Source organism: Kitasatospora sp. NPDC050463 (assembly GCF_040655255.1).
Lineage (GTDB): Bacteria > Actinomycetota > Actinomycetes > Streptomycetales > Streptomycetaceae > Kitasatospora.
In genome coordinates this window covers 42,730-63,346 of record NZ_JBFAJO010000016.1, presented here as the reverse complement: position 1 = coordinate 63,346, position 20,617 = coordinate 42,730, and the positions used below count along the sequence as shown (strand labels likewise).

Sequence of the window (20,617 nt, the reverse complement as noted above, 5' to 3'; positions counted from 1 at the left end):
GCCGCCGAGTCCTCGGCCGAGCCGGTACGGGTGTCCCGTACCGGCTCGGCCGTTCCCGGTTGCGGGTGCCCCGGGTGCCTCAGGTGCCTCAGGCGCCGAGTTCGGCGAGCATGGCCTTCCGGAAGCGCAGGGTGCCGGCCAGGCGGGCGAAGGTCTCGGCCCAGGCGCCGGCGGGAGCGGCCTCGGCCGCCAACTCCTCGACGGCGGCGGCCGTTCCGGGGGAGAGCGCGCGCTCCGTCATGCCGAGCACCCCGCTGTGGCTCCACGGGTAGGCACCGGAGGCGGCCGCCCGGGCCAGGGCCGCGACGACGGCGGTGGACAGCGGCGGCGTCCAGGGGGCCCCGCAGGCGCCGAGCAGTTGGAAGGCCTCGCCCAGGCCGTGCACCTCGATGAACGCGGCCGTCCAGGCGGCGCGTTCGGCGGGCGGCAGGACCGAGAGCAGTTTGGCGGGGGCACCGGTGCTCCGGGGGGCGCGGGCGGTGCGGCCACCCGGGGCCGGGGCCGGGGCCGGCCCCAGCAGCGCCCGCGCCCAGTCGGCGTCCTGCTGGCGGACGGCGGCCCGGGCCCAGGCCTCGCGCAGGTCGTCGGCCCAGCTGCTGTTGGTCTCGTCGATGCTGTCGCCCACCCGGAGCCCGAGCAGCCGGCTCGGCGTCAGGCCGGTGGACTCCTGCCAGAGGCGCAGCGGCGCGGCGGCGATCACCTCGCCGAACCACCAGGCCCGCTCGCCGCGCCCGGTGGGTGACTTGAGCGGTATGCCGTCGCGCTGCATCTCGGCGTCGCACTCGGTGGGCGGGGTCACGAGCAGGTGCGTGCCGCGCTCGGAGAGGCGGACGGCGGCCCGGGCGCGCTCGGCCATCCGGTGGGCGAGGGCGGAGCCGGGGAGGGTCGAGAGCAACTCGGCGGCGGTGGCCCGGACGTTCTTGCTGCGGTCGCCCAGCGCGGCCTCCAGGAAGGGTTCGTCGGCGAGCGCGAGGCCGTCCTGGAGGGCGTCGAGGAAGAGCAGCCGGTCCTCGGCGCGTTCGGTGGGCCAGGTGCTCGCGAGCAGGGCGAGTCCGGCGGAGGGGTCGGTGCGGCGCAGCGCGGTGAGGTGGGTGACGCGCTCGGCGAAGAGGCCCTCGTGCCAGAGGTGGTCGTCCCCGGCGGCGGCCGCCGCGCCGTCGGGCCCGGGTGCGCCGCCGGGCGCGTCCGCGGTGGTGCGCAGGACGAACCGCCAGTCGGGGTTGCGGGTGGCGAGCCAGCGGCCCAGGGGGCCGGCCAGCGCCACCGCGTCGGGGCGCAGCTCGGTCCGGCCGCGGGCGGCGTCCAGCAGGGCCGGGACGACGGCGGCGGGCGGGCGCAGGCCTCGGGCGCGGGCCGTGGCGAGCCACTGCGGGAGCAGCTCGGTCAGGTTGGCGACGGTGCCGGGGGACCCGGCGCTCCGGCTGCCGAGCAGCAGGGTGAGCCGGCGGGCGGCGGGGGCGGGCAGTTCGGGCCGGTGGTCCTCGGGGGCCGGGGCGGTGAGCAGGGCGGTCACGGTTTCGGTGGCGGGGGCCGGGAGGGCGCCGGCGCGGCGGCGGACGGTCTCCAGGGCGGCCAGTTCGAGCAGGGCGGTGGCCGGGTCGGTGCGGTCGACGGCCCGGTGGGCGGGGGAGTCGTCGACGGCGGGGGGTGGCAGGGGGCGGCGGTCGGTGCCGAGGAGGGCGGTGGTGTGGAGGGTCTCCCAGGGGTCGGCGGGGGGCGGGGTGGTGAGCGGCACGCGGGGCTCCTGCGGTCGGTGGGTGCGGTGCGGAGGCTCTCGGGAGGCGGCTTCGGGGCCGCTCCCGGTCAGCTCCGGGGACGGGGCCGGGCGGGCGTCGCGCGCGGGGCCGCCCGCGCGCCGGACGGGGCCCGGACGGGGCCCTATGGGGCGGTCAGGTCGATCGGGCGGTGGTCCGTGCCCCAGGCGGTGACCGGGGCGAAGCCCTGGTGGCCGTGCTCGCCGAAGACGGTGAGGGGGCGGCCGGTGGAGACGGCCGCGAGGCGCCACAGGGCGGCTTCGGGGGCGGCGCCGCGGTGGACCGGGAGCGTGTGCCGGCCGTCGGTGAGGTGCCAGCCGTCGGGCGTGAGGACGGGGACGACGCCGGTCAGGACGGTGGGCCAGGCGTCGAGCCAGGGGTCGTCGGCGACGGCGGCGCCGTAGGCGGCGACGGCCTCGGCGGGGGTGACGCCGGGCGGTGGGGCGGCGGGGCCCGGCCCGGGGGCGCCGTAGCGGGTGCCGAGGGCGGCGCGCAGGGGGCGGGCGCCGGGGTGGAAGGCGAGCTCGGCCTCCAGCAGCCGGCCGGTGGGGAGGGCGAGGTCGGGGGCCCGGCCGGGGCGGCCGAAGGCGAGGAGCAGGGCGGGGCGGCCGGTCTTGGCGCCGCGCAGCCAGAGGCGGCGGGTGGTGAGGCGATCGTCCGCACCGCCCTCCGACGGCGAGGTGCGGCTGCCGAGGACGAGCCAGCGGTCGCGGACGCTGGGCCCGGCCAGTACCTCGGCGGCGTCGGTGGTGTAGCCGACCCGGGCCCGGACGGTGGCGGCGAGCGGGCCGGGCAGGTCGTCGATCCGGGTGGCGGCGGTGGCGAGCAGATGGAGCATGGCGTACTCCTCCAGGAGGTGGGGCCCGGGCGTGGTGTCGAGCTCGCGGACGCGGGTGGCGAGGCCGGGGGCCTGGGCGTCGACCATCCGGGCGGCGACCTCCTCCCACGGGCCGGCGGCGGACGGGTCGGCGAGGCCGTGGCGGATCCGGTCGGCCAGCCGCAGGCGCAGCTCGCCGGCGCCGGCGGCCACCCGGGCGTTGCGCTTCTCGGCCCGGCGCCGGGCGGCCACCGGGTCCGCCGGGGCGGCCGCGCCGGTGGCGCGCCGCTCGGCGCGGTCCCGGCGCTCCGCCAGCCAGTCGGACGCCCAGTCGGCCGGTTCGCCGGCCGGGACGGCCTCGGGGGTGCCGCTCCAGAGCAGCAGCAGCCCGAGGGCGTGCTTGCACGGGAACTTGCGGCTCGGGCAGGTGCACGAATAGGCGGGCGTGGCCAGTTCGACGGCGGTGCGGTACGGCGTCCGGCCGCTGCCCTCGCACTCGCCCCAGAGCGCGGTGCCGTCGGTGCCCGTGGCGGACCAGGGCGCGGGCGAGGAGAGCTTGCCCGCGGCCTTCTGCGAGCTCGCGTCGGGTGCCAGGGACAGGACGTGTTCGGTGCTCCAGCGTTCCTCCATGCCGACGACGGTAGGCGGGGGGACTGACAGGCAGGGTGGTCGAACTGAGGTCCGGTCAGGATTGTCAGTGGTCCGGTGCAGGGTTGTTCTCGCAGGCCGGGACGCCGACCTGGCTCCCCCCGATCACCTCGCCGCCTGCCACAGGTGTGTCCGGCGGCCGACCCGAAGGAGCCCCTCTCATGACCGACGTTCTGCGGCAGCACGCGGAGGACGCCTTCGCGGCGGAGCTGGCCGCGCTGGCCGGGCAGGACGACCGCCCGCGCCCCGAGCGCTGGAAGCTGTCGCCGTGGGCCGTCGCGACCTATCTGCTCGGCGGCGAGCTGCCGGACGGCACCGTGGTCACCCCCAAGTACGTCGGGCCGCGGCGGATCGTCGAGGTCGCCGTGACGACGCTGGCCACGGACCGGGCGCTGCTGCTGCTCGGCGTGCCGGGCACCGCGAAGACCTGGGTGTCGGAGCATCTCGCGGCCGCGATCAGCGGTGATTCGACCCTGCTGGTCCAGGGGACGGCCGGCACACCGGAGGAGGCCGTCCGGTACGGGTGGAACTACGCCCGGTTGCTGACGGAGGGTCCGAGCCGGGAGGCGCTGGTGCCCTCGCCGCTGATGCGGGCGATGGCGGACGGGAAGATCGCCCGGGTCGAGGAGCTGACCCGGATCCCGGCGGACGTGCAGGACAGTCTGATCACCATCCTGTCGGAGAAGACGCTGCCGGTACCGGAGTTGGGTGGCGAGACGCAGGCCGTGCGCGGCTTCAACCTGATCGCCACGGCGAACGACCGGGACCGCGGCGTCAACGAGCTGTCGAGCGCGCTGCGCCGGCGGTTCAACACCGTGGTGCTGCCGCTGCCCGCCTCGCTGGAGGAGGAGGTGGACATCGTCACCCGGCGGGTCGACCAGCTCGGCCGCTCGCTGGAGCTGGCCCGACTGCCCGGCGGGGCCGAGGAGATCAGGCGCGTGGTGACCGTCTTCCGTGAGCTGCGGGCCGGCCTCACGGTGGACGGCCGGACGAAGGTCAAGACGCCGAGCGGCACGCTGTCGACGGCCGAGGCGATCTCGGTGGTGACCAACGGCCTGGCCCTGGCCACCCACTTCGGGGACGGCGTGCTGCGGGCCGGTGACGTCACGGCCGGCATCCTCGGCGCCGTCGTCCGGGATCCGGTCGCCGACCAGGTGGTGTGGCGCGAGTACGTCGAGGGCGTGCTGCGCGAGCGGGACGGCTGGAAGGACTTCTACCGCGCCGCCCGCGAGCACACCCGCTGAGGCCGAGGCGGTTCGAGGCCGTCCGAGGCATTTCTAGGCAGTTCTGGGCACGAGGAGGGAGGCGCGATGAGCGCAGAGGTGACGCTGCTGGGCGTACGGCACCACGGCCCCGGCTCGGCCCGCGCGGTGGCCGCCGCGCTGGAGCGGCTGCGGCCGGACGCGGTGCTGATCGAGGGCCCGCCGGAGGCCGACCCGATCGTCGGGCTGGCGGCCGGGAAGGACATGGTGCCCCCGGTCGCCCTGCTCGCCCACGCGGTGGACGACCCGGCCAGGGCGGCGTTCTGGCCGTACGCCGAGTTCTCCCCGGAGTGGGTGGCGATCCGCTACGGACTCGACGCCGGCGTGCCGGTGCGCTTCATCGACCTCCCGGCGGCCTACAGCCTCGCCGAGGAACCGGGGGAGCCAGGGCAGCCCGGGGAGCCGGCCGAGCCCGGGGAACCGGCCGGGACGGAACGGCACGGGCAGCCCGACGGGCGACCGGGCGATCCGATCGGGATGCTCGCCGAGGCGGCCGGCTGCGACGACCCGGAGCGCTGGTGGGAGGACGTGATCGAGCACCGCTCGCCCGGCACGGATGCGCTGGCCCCGTTCGTCGCGGTCGCCGAGGCGATGGCGGCGCTGCGGGAGGGCGGGGCGGCCGACGGCCCGGCCGCCCGGCGCGACGACCTGCGGGAGGCGTACATGCGCCAGCAGGTCCGGGCCGCCAAGCGGGCCGGGCACCGGCGGATCGCCGTGGTCTGCGGGGCGTTCCACGTCCCGGCGCTGGCCGTCATGCCGACCGTCGCCCACGACCGGGCGGTGCTGGCCGGTCTGCCGAAGAAGGTGCGAACCGACATCACCTGGGTGCCGTGGACGCACCGTCGGCTCTCCCAGCAGAGCGGCTACGGCGCCGGGATCGTCTCGCCGGGCTGGTACCACCACCTGTTCACCACCGCGGGTGATCCGCTGCCGCTCTGGTTGACCAGGGCCGCCGAGCTGCTGCGCGCCGAGGACCACCCGGTCTCCTCCGCGCACGTGATCGAGGCCGTCCGGCTGGCCCGGACACTCGCGGTGATGCGCGAGCGCCCGCTCGCCGGGCTGACCGAGACCCTGGACGCCGTCCGCTCGGTGATGTGCGACGGCTCGGACGTCGCGCTGGCGCTGGTGCACGACCGCCTGGTCACCGGCGACGCGCTCGGGGAGGTGCCGGACGGCGCGCCGGCGGTGCCGCTGCAACGGGACCTGACCAGGCTGCAGCGCTCGCTGCGGCTGAAGCCGGCGGTGGAGCCGCGGGAGCTGGACCTGGACCTGCGCAAGGAGAACGACGCGGCGCGCTCCCGGCTGCTGCACCGGCTGCGGCTGCTCGGCATCGACTGGGGCGTGCCGAGCCGCTCCGCCGTCAACTCGACGGGCACCTTCCGGGAGAGCTGGCGGCTCCGCTGGCAGCCCGAGTTCGCCGTCCGGATCGTCGAGGCCGCCCAGTGGGGCACCACCGTCGAGGGCGCGGCGGCCGGCCGGGCGGTCGGTGCGGCGCGGGCCGCGGTGGAGCTCACCGAGCTGACGGCCCTGGTCGAGGCCTGCCTGCTCGCCGGGCTGGCCGACGCGCTGCCCGCCGTGATGCGGGTGCTCGCCGACTGCGCCGCGCTGGACACCGACGTCGCCCAGCTGGCGGGCGCCCTGCCCGCGCTGGTCCGCGCGCTGCGCTACGGCGACGTCCGCGGTACCGACCACGGCGCGCTCGGCGAGGTCGCGGCGGGCCTCGCCGACCGGATCTGCGTCGGTCTGCCGCCCGCCTGCACCGGGCTGGACGCGGCCGGTGCGGCGGCGATGCGCGGCCGGCTCGACGAGGTGCACGGCGCGATCGGCCTGCTGGAGCCGGTCGGCGGGCTCGCCGACCGGTGGGCCGCGGCCCTGCGGGCGCTCGCCCGCCGCGAGCCGGCCGGCGGCCCGGCCACCGGGGTGCCGGGCCTGCTGCGCGGCCGGGCCGTCCGGCTGCTGCTGGACGACGGGCGGCTCGACTCCGAGGAGGCCGGCCGCCGGCTCGGCCTCGTCCTCTCGGCCGCCAGCGCCCCGGCGGACGCGGCCGGCTGGGTCGAGGGCTTCCTCACCGGCGGCGGCGCCCTGCTGCTGCACGACCCCCGCCTGCTGGGCCTGCTCGACGAGTGGCTGACGGCGGTGCCGGCCGAGGTCTTCACCGATGTGCTGCCGCTGCTGCGCCGTACCTTCTCCGCACTGGAGGCGGGCGTGCGGAACACCGTCGGCAGCCGGGTCGCGGCTGGACCGCTCGGCGCCGAGCCGGTGCCGGAGGCGGGTACGGGCCCCGAGCTCGATCCGGTCCGCGCCGACGCGGCGGTCCCCGTGGTCGCCCTGCTGCTCGGTCTGCCCGGCGGACCGGTCCACCCCGGCGGCCCGGCGCGGATCCCCCGACAGGCCGACGGCCGCAACACCTGAACCGGGCGCAGCGCGTGACCGGCCGCAACACCTGAACCGAGCGCAACACCTGACCCGCCGCGCCACCCGGCCCGCCGAGCCCCCAACCGCCGCACACCCGACCCCGTACGGGACGGACCCGGAAGGAGCACCGATGGCAGAGAGCACCACCCCCGCCACCCTCGCCGCCGAGGAGCGGCTGCGCCGCTGGCGGCTGGTCCTCGGCGGCGAGGCGGACGGCACCGGCCACGTGCTGCGCGGCCGGGACGCCGCGATGGACGGCGCGCTCGCCGCGCTGTACCGGGGCGCACCGCAGGAGGGTCGGGCCGGGCGGGCCGGCCGGCGCAGTGCCGGGCTGGGCGGGTCGGCGCCGCAGGTGGCGCGCTGGCTGGGGGACATCCGCGAGTACTTCCCCACCACCGTCGTCCAGCTGATGCAGCAGGACGCCATCACCCGGCTCGGCCTGGACCACCTGTTGCTGGAGCCGGAGATGCTGGGGGCGGTCGAGCCCGACGTCCACCTGGTCGCCACCCTGCTCTCGCTGAAGCACGCGCTGCCCGAGACCACCCGGGAGACCGCCCGTGCGGTGGTCGGCAAGGTGGTCGCGGAGCTGGAGCGCCGGCTCGCCGACCGCACCCGGGCCACCCTGGGCGGCGCGCTGGACCGCAGCGCCAAGGTGAACCGCCCGCGCCACCGTGACATCGACTGGGCCCGCACCATCCGGGCCAACCTGGGGAACTACCTGCCCGAGTACGGCACCGTCGTGCCCGAGCGGCTGGTCGGCTACGCCCGGGCGCAGCGCGCGGTGAGGAAGGACGTCATCCTCTGCATCGACCAGTCCGGCTCGATGGCCCCTTCGGTGGTGCACTCGGCGGTGTTCGGCGCGGTGCTGGCCTCGATGAAGAGCCTGGACACCCGGCTGGTGGTGTTCGACACCTCGGTGGTCGACCTCACCGAGCAGCTCGGCGACCCGGTGGACGTCCTGTTCGCGACCCGGCTCGGCGGCGGTACCGACATCAACCGGGCGCTGGCCTACTGCCAGTCGAGGATCACCCGGCCGTCCGAGACCGTCGTGGTGCTGATCAGCGACCTCTACGAGGGCGGCATCCGGGACGAGATGCTCAAGCGGGTGGCGGCGATGAAGGCGGCCGGTGTCCAGTTCGTCGCGCTGCTCGCGCTCTCCGACGAGGGGGCGCCGGCGTACGACCACGCGCATGCGGCCGCGCTGGCCGCGCTCGGCGCCCCGGCGTTCGCCTGCACCCCGGACGCCTTCCCGGACGTCATGGCGGCGGCGATCGAGAAGCGGCCGATCCCGGTACCGGAACAAGGCGTGTAAGGACGGGTGCGCGGGGTTCACCCGGACGAGCGAACCCGCGCCCGGGCGCACCGCTGATCCGCGCGCCCGCTGAGCAGGGCGCGGGGCAGCCGGTCGCGGCCCGGCTGTGACGGTTCTCACCCAAGCCGGGCCGGTCCCGGGCGAAACGCGCCCGTCGTCCGGGGATAACCTGCCAGACGGACGTGACGCGCGTGTTGATTGACGTGTGCGCCCGTGGCTGTGTGGGCCGCAAGGCCGTACCTCTGCGTACCCGCACCGCCTCGACGACCCGCAGCGAAGATCCTGCCGTGGCACGCTCGTAGAGACACAATCCGCGACCACGAACAAGGACAAACACGTGGACCTGTTCGAGTACCAGGCGAGGGACCTCTTCGCCAAGCACGGGGTTCCCGTGCTTGACGGTGATGTCATCGAGACCGCCGCAGACGCTGCCGCCATCGCGGAGCGCTTCGGCGGCCGCGCCGTCGTCAAGGCTCAGGTGAAGGTGGGTGGCCGAGGCAAGGCCGGTGGCGTGAAGCTCGCCGCCGACCCGGCGGACGCCGTCGCCAAGGCCGAGGCGATCCTCGGGATGGACATCAAGGGCCACACCGTGCACAAGGTGATGCTGGCCCAGACCGCGGACATCAAGGAGGAGTACTACGTCTCCTTCCTGCTGGACCGCACCAACCGCACCTTCCTGGCCATGGCCAGCGTGGAGGGCGGTGTGGAGATCGAGGTCGTCGCGGAGGAGAACCCCGAGGCGCTCGCCAAGATCCCGGTCGACGCCAACGAGGGCTGCACCCCCGAGAAGGCCGCCGAGATCGTCGCCGCCGCGAAGTTCCCGGCGGAGATCGCGGACCAGGTCGCCGATGTCCTGCAGAAGCTCTGGGTCGTCTTCATCAAGGAGGACGCCCTCCTCGTCGAGGTCAACCCGCTGATCAAGTCCGGCGACGGCAAGATCATCGCGCTCGACGGCAAGGTCTCCCTGGACGAGAACGCCGAGTTCCGCCAGCCCGAGCACGAGGCGCTCGAGGACAAGGCCGCCGCCAACCCGCTCGAGGCGGCGGCGAAGGCCAAGGGCCTGAACTACGTCAAGCTCGACGGCCAGGTCGGCATCATCGGCAACGGCGCGGGTCTCGTCATGAGCACCCTCGACGTGGTCGCCTACGCGGGTGAGAAGCACGGCGGCGTGAAGCCCGCCAACTTCCTCGACATCGGCGGCGGCGCGTCCGCCGAGGTGATGGCGAACGGCCTGGAGATCATCCTGGGCGACCCCGACGTCAAGTCGGTCTTCGTCAACGTCTTCGGTGGCATCACCGCGTGCGACGCCGTCGCGAACGGCATCGTGCAGGCCCTGGAGCTGCTGAAGACCAAGGGCGACGAGGTCACCAAGCCGCTGGTCGTCCGCCTGGACGGCAACAACGCCGAGCTGGGTCGCAAGATCCTGACCGACGCCAACCACCCGCTGGTTCAGCAGGTGGACACCATGGACGGTGCGGCCGACCGCGCCGCCGAGCTGGCCAACAAGTAAGGAAGGGACTTCTCACCATGGCTATCTTCCTTACCAAGGACAGCAAGGTCATCGTCCAGGGCATGACCGGCTCCGAGGGCATGAAGCACACCCGCCGCATGCTCGCCTCCGGCACCCAGATCGTCGGCGGTGTGAACCCGCGCAAGGCCGGCACCACGGTCGACGTCGACGGCACCGAGGTGCCCGTCTTCGGCTCCGTCGCCGAGGCCATCGAGAAGACCGGTGCCGATGTCACCGTCATCTTCGTGCCGCCGAAGTTCACCAAGGACGCCGTCGTCGAGGCCATCGACGCCGAGATCGGCCTGGCCGTCGTCATCACCGAGGGCGTCCCGGTGCACGACACCGCCGCCTTCTGGGCGTACGCGGGCTCGAAGGGCAACAAGACCCGGATCATCGGCCCGAACTGCCCCGGCCTGATCAGCCCCGGACAGTCGAACGCCGGCATCATCCCGGCCGACATCACCAGCTCCGGCAAGATCGGTCTGGTCTCGAAGTCCGGCACCCTGACCTACCAGCTCATGTACGAGCTGCGGGACATCGGCTTCTCCTCGGCCGTGGGCATCGGCGGTGACCCGGTCATCGGGACCACCCACATCGACGCGCTCAAGGCCTTCCAGGAGGACCCGGAGACCGAGCTCATCGTCATGATCGGTGAGATCGGTGGCGACGCCGAGGAGCGTGCCGCGGCCTACATCGCCGAGCACGTCACCAAGCCGGTCGTCGGCTACGTCGCGGGCTTCACCGCCCCCGAGGGCAAGACCATGGGCCACGCCGGCGCCATCGTCTCCGGCTCCTCGGGCACCGCGCAGGCGAAGAAGGAGGCCCTTGAGGCCGCCGGTGTCAAGGTCGGCAAGACGCCGTCCGAGACCGCCCGCCTGGCGCGTGAGCTGATCAACGGCTGACGCCTCCCGGCTGTCGAGCGCCCCCGTCCGGACCTCCGGGCGGGGGCGCTCGCCGTTGTGCCCCGGCCGGATCGCGGGGGGCGCGGCCCGCTCCGGCTTCTCGGACCCTAGTGATCCGCAGGGCAGGGGTGGAGCGCCCAGCGGGTGCAGGCCGACGGCCCCGCCGCCGAGCCGGGCGGGGGCAGGGCCGCCGTCGCGCGCCCGGCGGCCGGCAGCTCCCACAGCGGGGCCCGGGGCGGCGGGGGGCCCGTCACGACCGGCTCCACGCCCGGCGCCGGACTGCACCAGAGGCTGCGGATCCCGGTCAGCGGGCCGTCGGGGGCGAGCGGGACGGCGGAGCCGTTGACCGCGCCGCAGACCGTCTGCGCGGGCGGCTCGGGCGGTCGGCGGAACAGCGAACCCGGGCCGCTGCCGGCCAGCGTCGCCGCCGCCGCGCCGCCGACCGCAACCGTGATCAGTACCGCCGCGCCGGTCCGGGCGGCGTTCGCCAGACCGTGACGGGCACGCAGCAGCGGGACCGGTGGCCGGTGCGGCTGCGGGCAGCCGCGGACGGCGGCCCGGTGCAGCAGCCCGGCGAGCCGGTCGGCGAAACCCTCCGCGGCCGGGTCGGGCCCGACGAGATCCGGCACCCACTGCGCCAGCGCCGCCCGGGCCGCCCAGACCCGGCCCTCGGCGGCGGCCCGGGTCGACTCCACCTCGACGGCCACGGCGGCGGCGGGCAGGCCCAGGCCGTCGTGCAGCACCAGCGTCCGGCGCTGCGGGCGGGAGAGCCGTTTGAGCGCCTTGAGCAGCGCGCGGTCGCGGTCGGTGAGGCGGTCGTGGTCCGGCAGCACGGCCTGCGACTCGTCGGCGGGGCGGACCTTGATCCGCCGGTGCGGCAGTCGCCAGACGTGGGCCCGGCGCGGACCGCCCCGGTGCCACGGGGAGAGCGCCGCCTCGCAGGCCCGCGCCCGTACCCACCCCTCCGGATCGGTCCCGGCCGTCACCTCGTCCCAGCGCCGCCCCGCCTCGCCGAAGGCCAGCCGCACGCAGTGCACGGCGCGGTGCTTGCAGGAGGTGAGCAGGAACACCTGCTGGACCAGGCGGGTGTGGGTGGTCTCGTACAGCTCCTCGAAGGAGGGCACCGGCGCGGGCACCTGCTCGTGCGCGGCGGGGGCGGGCGCCGGCGCGGACACCGGACGGGCGGTGCCCCGCTGCTCCGACGGTGCGCTCGCCGCGCCTGCGCCGGCCTGGCCGGGGGTGGCGGCCCTGCGGCCGTTCGGCCGGGGCGGCGGCGCGGTGGCCGGGCCGGGGCGGGGCGTGGTCGCGCCCTTGGTCCGGGGCACCCCGGTGGGCGCGGCCGCCGGGCCGGCCGCTCCGGGGGTGCTCGCCGCGGTGGTGTTCGTGCGCGGGCTCGCGTCGGGTACGGCGGTGGCCGGGGTGGCCGGGGTGGCCGGGGTGGCCGGGGCGTTCGGCCGGGTCCTGGTGCGCCCGCGCCGCCCCGCCCGCCCGGCCGGAGCCTCCGTCGGGGTGCCGCGGGGAGGGCCGTCCGACGGGCCGGTGGGGCTCGCGGAGGCGGCCTGAGCGCTGCTCAGCAGGGCGGCGAAGGCGGCGATCTCGGCGTGCGTCCGGGTGCCGAGCTTGCGCATGGCCCGGTGCTGGTAGCTGCGCGCGGTGGCCGGGGTGACCCCCAGCGCGGCCGCCGACCGGGTGAGGTCCCGGCCGGCCGCGAGCTGGACCAGGGCCTGGGCTTCACGGGGCGTCAGCTGCCGCAGCAGCCGGAGCGCCTCGTCCTGGCCACCGGCGGGTCCGCCGACCGGTCCGCCGGTCGCTCCGTCCGCCGGTCCGCCGGTCGGCCCGTCGGGCTCGGCGGTCCGTGCCGCCCGGGCGGCGTTGGCGGCCTTCGCGGTCCGGCCGCGACCGGAGCGACTCTCGCCGGGGCGCCCCTGCGGTGCGGGCGGGTCGGCGGAGGCGGCGGGGTGGTCGGCGGCGGGGGCGCCGGCGGGGCGCTCGGCAGTCGGCGGCGTGGTCATCAGACGCTCCGGGCCGGAGCGGGGGCGACGGCATGAGGGCAGGGTCTGAAAATGCGCATAAGCCAATAATCTGGGACACGACGATGGTTTGCCTCTTCACGGAGCATGGCGAGTCGCCTTGGCACCATGAGGCGCATGACGCAGCTGATGGGCCGTCCGATCCTGGAAGTGCCGGGCGAGCTGGGCGCCAGACCCGTTCTGGCCGATCTGCTCACCGGGGTGCGGACGGCGCTGCTCGGCCTGGCGGTAGTGGCCGTACCGGTGCTCGGGCTCTGGGTGGTGACCCCGTACGCGGACGACGGTGCGGCCGGCGCGGTCCGGCTGGCCGGGGTGATCTGGCTGCTCGGGCACGGTGCACCGGTGCTCCGCGGCCCGCTGGACGCCCCGCTGACCGTGACTCCGCTGCTGCTCGGCCTGCTGGCGGTGGGCCAGTTGCACCGTGCGGGTGCGCGGGTGGCGGTCCGGCACCGGTTGCGACCGCGTTGGAGTGGTCCGTTGGCGGTGTGGTCCGGCTACTGCGCGGTCGCCGTGGCGGTGGTCGCTCAGTGTGCGGGCACCGGGCCGTTCCGGGCCCGGGCGCTGCCGGACGTCCTGGTGGTGGCGCTGCTGGCCGCCGTCGCGACGGCGGCCGGTGCCCGGACGGCCCGCCGGGTGCCGGAACGCGGCCGGACGGCGGGTGAGCCCTGGCCGGCGCCCTGGTCCGCCTCCTGGCAGGTGCTCCGACGGCGGGCACTGGACCGGGTGCCCGGGTGGGCCCGCTTCGACGGGGGCGCGGCGGCCGTCCGGACGGCGGCACTGGCCGGCGGGGCGGGGTTGTTGGCGGCGGGCGCGGCGGTGGTCGCGGTGGCGGCGGTGCTGGACGCGGTGACCGGTGCGGGGCACCGCGCGACGGCGCTCGCGCAGGGCCCGGCCGCAGCGGCCGGGCTGCTGCTCCTCAGCGTGGTGCTGCTGCCGAACGCGGTGCTCTGGGGCACGGCCTACGCGTTGGGCCCGGGGTTCGCGGCGGGGACGGGAACGCTGGTGGCACCGGCCGGCACGGTGCTGGGGCCGCTGCCGGAGCTTCCGCTGTTCGCGCTGGTGGCCGAGCCCGGAGCGGGTGGTTGGCGGCTGCTGGCCTGCCTGCTGCCGCCTCTGGCCGGAGTGGTCCCGGCGGTGCTGCTGGGCCGGGCGGCGGCCGGCGGGGCCCGGGTACCGGTCGGCCCCGGCCGGGCGGACCGGTACTCGGACGACCCGGACGGCCTGGACGATCTGGACGGCCGGGATGAGCCGGCCGCCTGGCACCCGGTGGGGACGGTCGGCGCGGTGCTGGCGGCGGCCCTGCTGACCGGTGCGGCCGTGGCGGCGCTCGGCTGGCTCTCCGGCGGGGCGCTGGCCGGCGGCCGGATGGCGGAGCTGGGCCCGGTGCCGTGGCGGACGGGGCTGGCGGCGGCGGGCTGGATCGCCGTGGTCGCCGTCCCGGGCGCCCTGCTGACGCGGGCCCGGGTGCTGGGCGGCGGTCAGGGCAGTGCGGCGGGCGGCTCGCGCACCGGCTACGCACGCCGGGGCGCGCTGCTGCTACGCGCCCGCGCGTACGCGGTGGTGCTGCGGCTGGGCCGGTCTGCCGACCGCATCGAGGCCGACCGCGCCGTGGTCGACCGCGTTGAGGCCGGCCGCGTCGAGGTCGACCGCGTTGCGGCCCGCGGCGCGGCGGGCGCGGACCGCGCGCACTGACCGGCCCCGCCGCTCCCGCTACTCGCGGTTCTTGGTGATGTCCACGTACCACTTCGGCGCGAGCCGCTCGCAGTTGTCCGCACCGGTCGAGGTGAGCGAGTCCCGCACGCAGGTCACGTAGTCGTTGTAGTAGAGGCTGAGGCCGATCACCGAGGAGACGAAGACCACCGTCATCGCGCCGGTGAGCACCCCGGCCAGGGCGGCCGGGGTCAGCGGGTTCGGGGCGGCGGTCTCGCCGGCGACGGCGGCCGGCGAGGCGGCGCCGGGGCCGGTGGCGGCGGCCGGCTTGGGGGCCCGCATCGCGGTGACGCCCCAGACGATGGCCAGCGCGCCGACGAACAGCGCGACGTAGTGCAGCGAGGCGAACGCGCAGACCAGCGCGCCCATGCCGGCCAGCGCGGCGTTGCGGGCCTTGCGCTGCGCCGGGTCGGCCGGGTCGAGCTTGGGCGGCTGCGGGGCGGGCGGGCGGGGGTGCCAGCCGCCGCCCTGGTAGCCGGGGCTCCACGGGTGCGGTGGCGGGACCTGCGGGCGCTCGTCCGGGTTCCCGTCGGCGTCGGGCGCGTCCGGACCCTCGGTGGGTCCGGGGTTGCGCGGCTGCCACGGCTGGTCCGGGGCATCCGCCGGCGGCGGCGCGAAGGGGTTGCGCTCGCCGGTGTTGTCACCGCTGCTCATGGTTCAGCCATTCCTTCTCGGTCGGTGGGGCGGACGCCCGCGCCACCCTATGATCCCGCGGTCGCCCGTGGGGCCGTCGGCGGCCTGTTTTCGGGGCCGATTCCATCGCGCCGGCGAACCCGCGACGGCCCGGCCGCCCCCGTCCGCACCCGGCGGCCCAGCGCCCGCCTCGCGGATGCGCCCCGGTCCGTACCCCGTCCGCATCCCGTCCGCATGCCGTCCGTAGGCGGACGCGGGGCGGACGGCGGGTGAACGGCGCCCCGATGGAGATCCCCGTCTCAACTACGCGCGTAGCGCCGTCAGGGCGTTTCAGGGGCCGTCCGACCAGCCGTTATCGTGGTGACGGTCAGCAGCTCAGATAGGTTCCCCGGGCCCCGCGTCGTGGCGGGTTCCTCCGGTGTTCCTCCTCGCTCGACCTGCCGTTCGTAGTGGCCCCACCGCCGGTGGATGTACCAGCGGGCGGCGCCCGACCTACGGAGAATCGCGCAGTGGCCGCCGCCCCCGCTCAGCTCTTCCCGCCCCGCACACCCGGCCCGGCCCGCCTGGTGGTGCTGGTCTCCGGCTCCGGCACCAACCTGCAGGCGCTGATCGATGCCGCGGCCGACCCGGCCTTCGGCGCGCGGATCGTCGCCGTCGGCGCCGACCGTGACGGCATCGCGGGCCTGGAGCGTGCCGAGCGGGCCGAGCTGCCGGTCTTCGTGCACCGGGTGAAGGACTTCGCCGACCGCGCCGACTGGGACCGCGCGCTGACCGCGTCCGTCGCGGCGTACGAGCCGGACCTCGTGGTCACGGCCGGTTTCATGAAGATCCTCGGATCCGGGTTCGTCTCCGCCTTCGCCGGGCGGATCATCAACACCCACCCCGCTCTGCTGCCCGCCTTCCCCGGTGCCCACGGCGTCACCGACGCGCTCGCCTACGGGGTGAGGGTCACCGGCTGCACCGTCCACCTGGTCGACGCCGGCGTGGACACCGGGCCGATCATCGCGCAGGGCGTCGTCGAGGTCACCGACGCCGACCACGCCGATGGCGGCGAAGCGCTGCACGAGCGCATCAAGACTGTCGAGCGAAAGCTGCTCGTCGACATCGTGGGCCGGCTGGCCCGCGAGGGTCACCGCATCGAGGACCGAAAGGTATGGATTCCGGCATGAGCGCCGCCCCCACCACGCCCGTTGTCTCCGAGAACGTCCGTCCGATCCGCCGCGCGCTGATCAGCGTGTACGACAAGACCGGTCTGGAGGAGCTGGCCCAGGGCCTGCACGCCGCCGGGGTCGTCATCGTCTCCACCGGCTCCACCGCCGGCCGGATCGCCGCCGCGGGCGTCCCGGTGACCGAGGTCTCCGAGCTGACCGGATTCCCCGAGTGCCTCGACGGGCGCGTGAAGACGCTGCACCCCCGCGTGCACGCCGGCGTGCTCGCCGACCTGCGGCTGGAGTCGCACCGCGCGCAGCTGGCCGAGCTGGGCGTCGAGCCCTTCGAGCTGGTCGTGGTGAACCTCTACCCGTTCAAGGCCACCGTCGCCTCCGGCGCCACCCCGGACGAGTGCGTCGAGCAGATCGACATCGGCGGCCCGAGCATGGTCCGCGCCGCGGCCAAGAACCACCCGTCGGTCGCCGTCGTGGTCGACCCGGCCCGCTACGGCGACGTGCTGAAGGCCGTCCAGGAGGGCGGCTTCGACCTGGCCACCCGCAAGCGCCTGGCCGGCGCCGCGTTCGCGCACACCGCCGCGTACGACGTCGCGGTGGCCTCCTGGTTCGAGGCCGGCTACGCGGCCGGCGACGTCGAGGGCTTCCCGCAGTTCCTGGGCGCCACCTACGAGCGCCAGAACGTGCTGCGCTACGGCGAGAACCCGCACCAGGGCGCCGCGCTCTACAGCGACGGCACCGGCGGCCTGGCCGGCGCCGAGCAGCTGCACGGCAAGGAGATGTCGTACAACAACTACGTCGACACCGATGCCGCCCGCCGCGCCGCGTACGACCACGCCGAGCCGGCCGTCGCGATCATCAAGCACGCCAACCCGTGCGGCATCGCCACCGGCGCGGACGTCGCCGAGGCGCACCGCAAGGCGCACGAGTGCGACCCGGTCTCCGCGTACGGCGGCGTGATCGCCGTCAACCGCCCGGTCACCGTCGAGCTGGCCGAGCAGATCGCCCCGATCTTCACCGAGGTCGTCGTCGCCCCGGGCTACGAGGACGGCGCCGTCGAGGTGCTCGCCCGCAAGAAGAACCTGCGGGTGCTGCTCGCTCCCGAGGCACCGGCCAACCGCCAGGAGGTGCGCCCGATCTCCGGCGGTGCGCTGCTCCAGGACGCCGACCGGATCCACGCCGAGGGCGACGACCCGGCGAGCTGGACGCTGGCCACCGGTGAGGCGCTCTCCGAGGCCGAGCTGGCCGAGCTGGCCTTCGCCTGGCGGGCCTGCCGGGCCGTCAAGTCCAACGCGATCCTGCTGGCCAAGGACGGCGCCTCGGTGGGCGTCGGCATGGGCCAGGTCAACCGGGTCGACTCGGCGAAGCTCGCGGTGGAGCGGGCCGGCGACCGGGCCCGGGGCTCGTACGCCGCCTCCGACGCCTTCTTCCCGTTCGCGGACGGTCTGCAGATCCTGCTCGACGGCGGCGTCAAGGCCGTGGTGCAGCCGGGCGGTTCGATCCGGGACGAGGAGGTCGTCGCGGCGGCGGCCCAGGCCGGCGTGACCATGTACTTCACCGGCACCCGCCACTTCTTCCACTGACACCGACACCCGGCTCCGGCTCCGGCTCCGACATTCGGCACCGGAGCCGGTGACCACGCCGGTGAGGTGACGGCATGACGGAGCGGCCCGGTCCCCCCTTCGAGGGACCGGGCCGCTCCGTCATGCCGTCCGGTGCGTTACTTCTTGATCACCAGGGTGCCGGCGGCACGGTCGTGCCAGCCCTGCAGCTTCCCGGAGTTGTCGAAGAACGGGGACAGGTAGACCAGCGCGGCGCCGATGTAGCAGAGGAACGCGCCGACGATCGGGATGATGAAGCGGATGAAGCCGCCGCCCAGACCGGGGACCTGGCCGTTGCTCTCCTTGACGACGCGCAGCCCCAGGGCCAGCTTGCCGAGGGTGGCGCCCGCGAAGGAGACCATCAGCCACTCGTAGAGCAGGTTGAACACCGACAGCACGCCGACCATGATCATCATGGTGACGAAGAAGCCGGCGGCGGCGTCGTTGTTGGCGTTCAGGCAGTCGTAGTACGCGGAGTTGGAGCCACCGTAGGTGTACTTGCTGCTGCAGTCCTGGGTGTCCTTGGCGATGCCGAGCGCACTGGCCAGGCCGAGCGCCATCACCAGGGCGACGACCGCGCCGATCGCGGCGCCGTCGATCAGGCGGGCCAGGAACCGCTGACCCATGGTGGCGATCTTCACCGTGCCCAGCTGGGCGATGTTGATGTAGCCGTTGTTGGCCTGGATGGTGCCCGGCATCGGCGCGTACCCGTACGCCGGCTGCTGCGGCACGCCGTACTGCGGGGCCTGCGGCGGCTGCTGCGGGTAGCCGTACCCGGCGGCCGGCGGGGCCTGCTGCGGGTAGCCGTACCCCTGCGGCGGGGGCTGCTGGCCGTACGGGTTGTTCGGATCGGGCGGGTAACTCATCGATGCCTCCGGGCATGATGTGGGGACATGGGACGGAACAGCGCAGAGCCCGGAACGCACCGGCGGGTCGGGCCACCGGACGGACGGGACGATAGCGGAGCGCGGTGACAACGGGGGCGCGAACGATCCGGCGCCCGCCGGCACGGCTCAGGAACGTGGGTGGCGCCGGTCCGGCGCGAACGGGAGCATCGACGGCTGCGGTCCTGGCAGCACGCGGCCGTGGCGGTCGGGCGGCACGGTGTGGTGTGGTCGGCTCACTCTGTTCTTCCCCCGGGTACGCCCCCGCCTGGGTGTCCGTCGGTCCGTCACCGGGCCGGAGGCGGCAGGGAATGCCCGCTTATCGTCAACCGGACAGCCCGGCGCTGTCCAGCCGCGCCCGCGTGGCGGACCGGACTGTGGCGCAACCGCAACGTGGTCCGAACGATTCCGGACCGGTCCCGGATCCCGGGACCGGTACCACGGGGGCTGGCGCGGTCCGCCTCCGGGATCCGGGAGAATGGGGTCATGACTGCCCAGATTCTCGATGGCAAGGCCACCGCCGCCGCGATCAAGTCCGAACTCGCCGTCCGCGTGGCGGCCCTTCGCGCCAAGGGCGTCACGCCCGGTCTCGGCACTGTCCTGGTCGGCGACGACCCCGGCAGCCGCTGGTACGTGAACGGCAAGCACAAGGACTGCGCCGAGGTCGGCATCGCCTCGATCCAGCGCGAACTTCCCGCCACCGCCACCCAGGAGGACGTCGAGAACGTCGTCCGCGAGCTCAACGCCGACCCGGCCTGCACCGGCTACATCGTCCAGCTCCCGCTGCCCAAGGGCCTCGACCAGAACCCCGTCCTGGAGCTGATGGACCCGGACAAGGACGCCGACGGCCTGCACCCCACCTCGCTCGGCCGCCTCGCGCTGGGCATCGAGGGCCCGCTGCCCTGCACCCCGCTCGGCATCGTCGAGCTGCTGCGCCGCCACGGCGTCGAGATCAACGGCGCCGAGGTCGTCGTGATCGGCCGCGGCGTGACCGTCGGCCGCTCGATCGGCCTGCTGCTCACCCGCCGCAGCGAGAACGCCACCGTGACCCTCTGCCACACCGGCACCCGGGACCTCGCCTACCACCTGCGCAAGGCCGACATCGTGGTGGCCGCCGCCGGAGTGCCGCACCTGGTCAAGCCGGAGGACGTCAAGCCCGGCGCGGCCGTGCTGGACGTCGGTGTCAGCCGCAGCGAGGGCAAGATCGTCGGCGATGTGCACCCGGGCGTGGCCGAGGTGGCCGGCTGGATCTCCCCGAACCCGGGCGGCGTCGGCCCGATGACCCGCGCCATGCTGCTGAACAACATCGTCGAGGCGGCCGAGCGCCGCGCCGGCATCTGAGCACCAGCGATCCGACATCAGAGGGACGGCGAGCTATGAACGGGCGGACCGAGCGAACGGCGGGAAGCCGCGCGCTTCGCGAAGCGGCGGCCGAGCGCGGCGAGGTGGGCGCATGAGCGGCCCACGGCCGGCGCGTTCGCCGCGCAGGCCGGTGAAGACCACCGGGACGCTGCCCCCCGAGGGGTCGGCGGCGGCGCTGGGGCGTGAGCACGCCCTGCCGGTGCGCCAGTGGCCGATAACGCTCGTCCTGCTGGTGGTCGGCGCCGGGCTCGCCGTCACCTGGTTCGCCGACTTCAAGGACGGCTTCAAGTACGGGCTGCTGATCCTGGGCGGCGGCGTCCTGCTCGGCGCGGTGCTGCGGCTGGTCCTGCCCGAGGTCGGCATGCTGGCGGTGCGCAGCCGGTTCACCGACGTGATCGTGCTGACGTTCCTGGGCCTCTCGATCGTGCTGCTGACCCTGGTGGCCCAGCCCAATCCGTGGCTGGAGTTCCCGCTGCTGGACAACGTCGGCCAGCTGATCGGGCGACCGAAGCACTGACCGCCCGAGCCCCGGCCGCCCGAGCCCTGACCGCCGAGCCCCGGCCGCCCGGGCACCGACCGCCGAGCGCCGCCCGTCCGGGTCGTCCGACCGGCCC

The 20,617-nt window shown here is 75.5% G+C and carries 15 protein-coding genes; 10 read left to right on the top strand and 5 right to left on the bottom strand.

Annotated elements, in window-relative coordinates; all coding sequences use genetic code 11:
* Positions 1-88: 88 nt before the first annotated feature.
* Together AB0J08_RS12855 and AB0J08_RS12850 are read right to left on the bottom strand one after the other, a co-directional pair.
* Entirely contained in the window at positions 89-1,735 is a 1,647-nt protein-coding gene (locus AB0J08_RS12855; RefSeq protein ID WP_360631499.1) for a DUF5691 domain-containing protein, read from the bottom strand.
* A gap of 143 nt (positions 1,736-1,878) precedes the next feature.
* The gene (locus AB0J08_RS12850; protein WP_360631496.1) at positions 1,879-3,201 is read right to left on the bottom strand and encodes an SWIM zinc finger family protein; all 1,323 of its coding nucleotides are present in this window, start codon (positions 3,199-3,201) and stop codon (positions 1,879-1,881) included.
* Positions 3,202-3,380: 179 nt separating this feature from the next.
* On the opposite strand from AB0J08_RS12850, the gene AB0J08_RS12845 reads away from it, so the two are divergent.
* The 5 genes from AB0J08_RS12845 (at position 3,381) to sucD (ending at position 10,620) form a co-directional block, all read left to right on the top strand.
* On the top strand, positions 3,381-4,463 hold the full coding sequence (locus tag AB0J08_RS12845; RefSeq protein WP_360631493.1) for an AAA family ATPase: 1,083 nt from the start codon (positions 3,381-3,383) through the stop codon (positions 4,461-4,463).
* Between the two features lie 66 nt (positions 4,464-4,529).
* Positions 4,530-6,893: a DUF5682 family protein gene (locus AB0J08_RS12840; RefSeq protein WP_360631490.1), complete on the top strand. Its 2,364-nt coding sequence runs from the start codon at positions 4,530-4,532 to the stop codon at positions 6,891-6,893.
* Positions 6,894-7,026: 133 nt separating this feature from the next.
* Positions 7,027-8,208, top strand: a complete 1,182-nt coding sequence (locus AB0J08_RS12835) for a VWA domain-containing protein (RefSeq protein WP_360631487.1) — start codon at positions 7,027-7,029, stop codon at positions 8,206-8,208.
* A 337-nt stretch (positions 8,209-8,545) separates the two neighbouring features.
* Positions 8,546-9,718 (top strand): ADP-forming succinate--CoA ligase subunit beta, encoded by a 1,173-nt coding sequence (sucC, locus tag AB0J08_RS12830; protein WP_360631484.1) that lies wholly within the window; start codon positions 8,546-8,548, stop codon positions 9,716-9,718.
* Positions 9,719-9,735: 17 nt separating this feature from the next.
* Positions 9,736-10,620 carry a succinate--CoA ligase subunit alpha gene (sucD, locus tag AB0J08_RS12825; protein ID WP_360631481.1) on the top strand — a complete coding sequence of 295 codons (885 nt, stop codon included), beginning with the start codon at positions 9,736-9,738 and terminating at the stop codon, positions 10,618-10,620.
* A gap of 107 nt (positions 10,621-10,727) precedes the next feature.
* On the opposite strand, the gene AB0J08_RS12820 is transcribed toward sucD, so the two are convergent.
* Positions 10,728-12,632 carry a LuxR C-terminal-related transcriptional regulator gene (locus AB0J08_RS12820; RefSeq protein WP_360631478.1) on the bottom strand — a complete coding sequence of 635 codons (1,905 nt, stop codon included), beginning with the start codon at positions 12,630-12,632 and terminating at the stop codon, positions 10,728-10,730.
* 135 nt (positions 12,633-12,767) lie between these two features.
* Between AB0J08_RS12820 and AB0J08_RS12815 the strand changes: the two genes are divergently transcribed.
* The gene (locus tag AB0J08_RS12815; protein WP_360631475.1) at positions 12,768-14,342 is read left to right on the top strand and encodes a DUF6350 family protein; all 1,575 of its coding nucleotides are present in this window, start codon (positions 12,768-12,770) and stop codon (positions 14,340-14,342) included.
* 18 nt (positions 14,343-14,360) lie between these two features.
* On the opposite strand, the gene AB0J08_RS12810 is transcribed toward AB0J08_RS12815, so the two are convergent.
* Positions 14,361-15,014 (bottom strand): hypothetical protein, encoded by a 654-nt coding sequence (locus tag AB0J08_RS12810; RefSeq protein WP_360631472.1) that lies wholly within the window; start codon positions 15,012-15,014, stop codon positions 14,361-14,363.
* A 488-nt stretch (positions 15,015-15,502) separates the two neighbouring features.
* Here AB0J08_RS12810 and purN point away from each other — a divergent pair, with 488 nt between their 5' ends.
* Together purN and purH are read left to right on the top strand one after the other, a co-directional pair.
* The gene (purN, locus tag AB0J08_RS12805; RefSeq protein WP_360631469.1) at positions 15,503-16,162 is read left to right on the top strand and encodes a phosphoribosylglycinamide formyltransferase; all 660 of its coding nucleotides are present in this window, start codon (positions 15,503-15,505) and stop codon (positions 16,160-16,162) included.
* Entirely contained in the window at positions 16,159-17,739 is a 1,581-nt protein-coding gene (gene purH / locus AB0J08_RS12800) for a bifunctional phosphoribosylaminoimidazolecarboxamide formyltransferase/IMP cyclohydrolase (RefSeq protein ID WP_360631466.1), read from the top strand. The genes purN and purH overlap by 4 nt, the downstream gene beginning before the upstream one ends.
* A gap of 137 nt (positions 17,740-17,876) precedes the next feature.
* Here purH and AB0J08_RS12795 read toward each other — a convergent pair whose 3' ends face one another.
* The gene (locus AB0J08_RS12795) at positions 17,877-18,623 is read right to left on the bottom strand and encodes an RDD family protein (RefSeq protein WP_360631463.1); all 747 of its coding nucleotides are present in this window, start codon (positions 18,621-18,623) and stop codon (positions 17,877-17,879) included.
* Positions 18,624-19,127: 504 nt separating this feature from the next.
* Between AB0J08_RS12795 and AB0J08_RS12790 the strand changes: the two genes are divergently transcribed.
* The gene (locus AB0J08_RS12790; RefSeq protein WP_360631460.1) at positions 19,128-19,982 is read left to right on the top strand and encodes a bifunctional methylenetetrahydrofolate dehydrogenase/methenyltetrahydrofolate cyclohydrolase; all 855 of its coding nucleotides are present in this window, start codon (positions 19,128-19,130) and stop codon (positions 19,980-19,982) included.
* Positions 19,983-20,094: 112 nt separating this feature from the next.
* A complete protein-coding gene (locus AB0J08_RS12785; RefSeq protein WP_360631457.1) occupies positions 20,095-20,520 on the top strand; it encodes a DUF3017 domain-containing protein in 426 nt (141 codons plus the stop codon).
* The last annotated feature ends 97 nt before the right edge of the window (positions 20,521-20,617 follow it).

Excerpts from the sequence above, each read along its gene's own strand:
- AB0J08_RS12810 (WP_360631472.1), bottom strand. The coding sequence starts at position 15,014 with ATGAGCAGCGGTGACAACACCGGCGAGCGCAACCCCTTCGCGCCGCCG.
- AB0J08_RS12790 (WP_360631460.1), top strand. The coding sequence starts at position 19,128 with ATGACTGCCCAGATTCTCGATGGCAAGGCCACCGCCGCCGCGATCAAG.
- purH (WP_360631466.1), top strand. The coding sequence starts at position 16,159 with ATGAGCGCCGCCCCCACCACGCCCGTTGTCTCCGAGAACGTCCGTCCG.
- AB0J08_RS12835 (WP_360631487.1), top strand. The coding sequence starts at position 7,027 with ATGGCAGAGAGCACCACCCCCGCCACCCTCGCCGCCGAGGAGCGGCTG.
- AB0J08_RS12795 (WP_360631463.1), bottom strand. The coding sequence starts at position 18,623 with ATGAGTTACCCGCCCGATCCGAACAACCCGTACGGCCAGCAGCCCCCG.
- AB0J08_RS12815 (WP_360631475.1), top strand. The coding sequence starts at position 12,768 with ATGACGCAGCTGATGGGCCGTCCGATCCTGGAAGTGCCGGGCGAGCTG.
- AB0J08_RS12840 (WP_360631490.1), top strand. The coding sequence starts at position 4,530 with ATGAGCGCAGAGGTGACGCTGCTGGGCGTACGGCACCACGGCCCCGGC.
- AB0J08_RS12785 (WP_360631457.1), top strand. The coding sequence starts at position 20,095 with ATGAGCGGCCCACGGCCGGCGCGTTCGCCGCGCAGGCCGGTGAAGACC.
- AB0J08_RS12845 (WP_360631493.1), top strand. The coding sequence starts at position 3,381 with ATGACCGACGTTCTGCGGCAGCACGCGGAGGACGCCTTCGCGGCGGAG.
- sucD (WP_360631481.1), top strand. The coding sequence starts at position 9,736 with ATGGCTATCTTCCTTACCAAGGACAGCAAGGTCATCGTCCAGGGCATG.
- AB0J08_RS12820 (WP_360631478.1), bottom strand. The coding sequence starts at position 12,632 with ATGACCACGCCGCCGACTGCCGAGCGCCCCGCCGGCGCCCCCGCCGCC.
- AB0J08_RS12850 (WP_360631496.1), bottom strand. The coding sequence starts at position 3,201 with ATGGAGGAACGCTGGAGCACCGAACACGTCCTGTCCCTGGCACCCGAC.